Source organism: Rhodococcus sp. IEGM 1307 (genome assembly GCF_030056915.1).
Taxonomy (GTDB): domain Bacteria; phylum Actinomycetota; class Actinomycetes; order Mycobacteriales; family Mycobacteriaceae; genus Rhodococcus_F; species Rhodococcus_F opacus_D.
Map to the genome: position 1 here is coordinate 1 of NZ_JASHKW010000158.1, position 204 is coordinate 204.

Here is a 204-nt window from a genome sequence, read left to right on the forward strand (position 1 = left end):
CCTTGACCGCGTGCTGGGCCTGCGCGACGGCCAACCCGTAGCCGGGGACCACGATCACCTGGTTGGCGTACGCCATCTGGATCGCCGCATCCGCCGCCGAGGTGGACTTCGCCGTCTTCACGGCCGTGTCCCCGACCGCGGCCGCACCGCCGCCGCCACCGAACCCGCCGGCCACGATCGCCGGGATGGACCGGTTCATCGCCT

At 73.0% G+C, this 204-nt stretch carries 1 protein-coding gene; it reads right to left on the minus strand.

Translation table 11 applies throughout. From position 1 onward, the window contains the following. Nucleotides 1-204 (minus strand): NAD(P)(+) transhydrogenase (Re/Si-specific) subunit beta (locus tag QM841_RS43140; protein ID WP_283336824.1); only part of this gene is annotated, 204 nt, incomplete at both ends.